Origin of the sequence: Psittacicella gerlachiana, assembly GCF_003585965.1 — a bacterium.
GTDB lineage: Bacteria > Pseudomonadota > Gammaproteobacteria > Enterobacterales > Psittacicellaceae > Psittacicella > Psittacicella gerlachiana.
Map to the genome: position 1 here is coordinate 1 of NZ_NRJF01000187.1, position 2,130 is coordinate 2,130.

The 2,130-nt window shown below is 30.2% G+C and carries 2 protein-coding genes; one reads left to right on the top strand and one right to left on the bottom strand.

Going from position 1 to position 2,130, the window contains the following annotated elements; all coding sequences use genetic code 11:
• The first annotated feature begins 292 nt into the window (after positions 1-292).
• Positions 293-1,753 (top strand): DNA (cytosine-5-)-methyltransferase, encoded by a 1,461-nt coding sequence (gene dcm, locus CKF59_RS06230; protein WP_119535087.1) that lies wholly within the window; start codon positions 293-295, stop codon positions 1,751-1,753.
• 35 nt (positions 1,754-1,788) lie between these two features.
• Here dcm and CKF59_RS06235 read toward each other — a convergent pair.
• On the bottom strand, positions 1,789-2,130 hold a 342-nt coding region (locus CKF59_RS06235; RefSeq protein WP_119535086.1), incomplete at its 5' end, for an Eco47II family restriction endonuclease.

The window sequence follows — 2,130 nt, forward strand, 5'->3', positions numbered from 1 at the left end:
GTAATATATTTCCAACTATATCAGTAGTGTTTATTTTTACGGTAATATTAGCAAGATTAAATACTATATTTCCTTGATGATTATTCCAATCTATTTCTTTTAGGAGGTTGTAGATTTGTTGAGGATTAGATTTTTGAATCATAAATAATAGATAGATAAAAAATTATCATAATAACATATGTAAATTTATAGATATGTTAGTTTTTTGGGGTGCATAGTATATATGATTTATAAATTTATTTTTCAAAAAGAAGGTATAATATAACATGTGCTGTGTTATATAACTATGTATATGAAAGGTGGAAAAAGACAAAGATCTGGACGTAAAAAGATACAGGAAGAATATAAGAAAAAGGGTGTTAACGTATATTTAACTTTAGATGAAATAGATTTTATAAAAAGTAATTTTTTAGGAAATAATCTATCGACTAAAGTTCGCTCTGTTATAAAAGTAGGAATAAATAATTATTTAGAATCAATGAAAAATGTAGTTAGATATATAGATTTATTTGCTGGTCTTGGTGGAATAAGAATCGGACTTAACCAAGCTTTGTCTCAGCTTGGGATTGAAGGTAAATGTGTGCTGACTTCAGAAATTAAAAAGCATGCTCTCAAAGCCTATACAAATAATTTTTCTGAAGAGAATATTGTTGGGGATATTACCCAAGTACAAGTAGAGAGCATCCCTGATTTTGAGGTGCTTTTAGCTGGCTTTCCTTGTCAACCTTTTTCAGCAGCAGGAAATCGCTTAGGATTTAAGGACACAAGAGGAACTTTATTTTTTGAGATTGAAAGAATTTTACGAGCGAAAAAACCTTATGCTTTTATCTTAGAAAATGTTGAAGGTTTAGTTACTCATGATGGTGGGAGAACTTTAGGAATCATGCTAGAGATTCTTGCTTCGCTTGGTTATAAAGTAACACATAAACTTCTTGATGCTCGTGATTTTGGTTTAGCTCAAAGCCGTAAAAGAGTATATCTTGTTGGTACTTTAGATACTTTTGTGAGCTTAGAAGACTTTGAGTTGAGTCAAAGTTCTTTTAAAGATATTCAAGAACATGGGGTAGCTTATACGCCAAGTGAATTTAGTACTAAGTTACTACAAAATTATCCTCAAGAGCAACTTTACGGTAAGTCAATAAAAGATAAACGTGGAGGTAAAGATAATATCCATTCTTGGGATCTTGAGTTAAAAGGAGCAATAACTTCAAGCCAAAAACAAATCTTAAACCAACTGTTAAAAGAACGTCGTAAGAAAAAATGGGCTGAAGAAATTGGTATTAAGTGGATGGATGGCATGCCATTAACTTGTAAGCAAATTGCTACTTTTGTAGAAGAAGAAAATCTGCAAGAACTCTTAGATGATTTAGTGCAAAAAGGATATTTAAGTTTTGAGCATCCTAAAGATCTAGTTAATGGAAAAAGAGTTTATATTGAGACCAAACCTAAAGGCTACAATATAGTTACTGGTAAACTATCTTTTGAGTTTTCTAAAATCCTTGATCCCCATGAGGTAACTCCAACCCTAGTGGCTACGGATGTAGAAAAGTTAGGAGTAATTGACGGTGATGGTATTAGAAAACTTACTTTACGTGAAGGATTAAGACTTTGTGGTTTCCCTGAAGATTATAGTTTGGATTCGGTATCTTACAGACAAGGAATGGATTTGTTAGGGAATACAGTGTGTATTCCAGTAATTGAGCAAATTGCTTTAAGAGTAGGGAAGCTATTTAAGGAAAAATTTCAACATTAGTTTTGAGAAATGCAATTATTTCGAGAAATTGACCTTTAAAATCCTTGATAAGTAGAGAATGCTAACTTATATAGTGCTAATAATTTATCTTTATCAATTTCTTCTAACTCTTGTAAAACAGTGTTATTTCCTAATATAAAGTTATCGTTATTTTTCTCAATAGCTATTTTATTTATTGTGATAATTAATTGATCGCATAATTTTTTAAATGCCTCTTTATCACCTGTAATTATTTCGTAAAATTTATCTATTGATATTTTTCTTATCCTTTCATTATTTTGAGATTCTTTATTTATAGATATTTTCCAAGGGATGTTTTGAGATTTTTTAGCAATGACTTCAACAAGAACACATATGGCATTACTAGAGTTTTCATC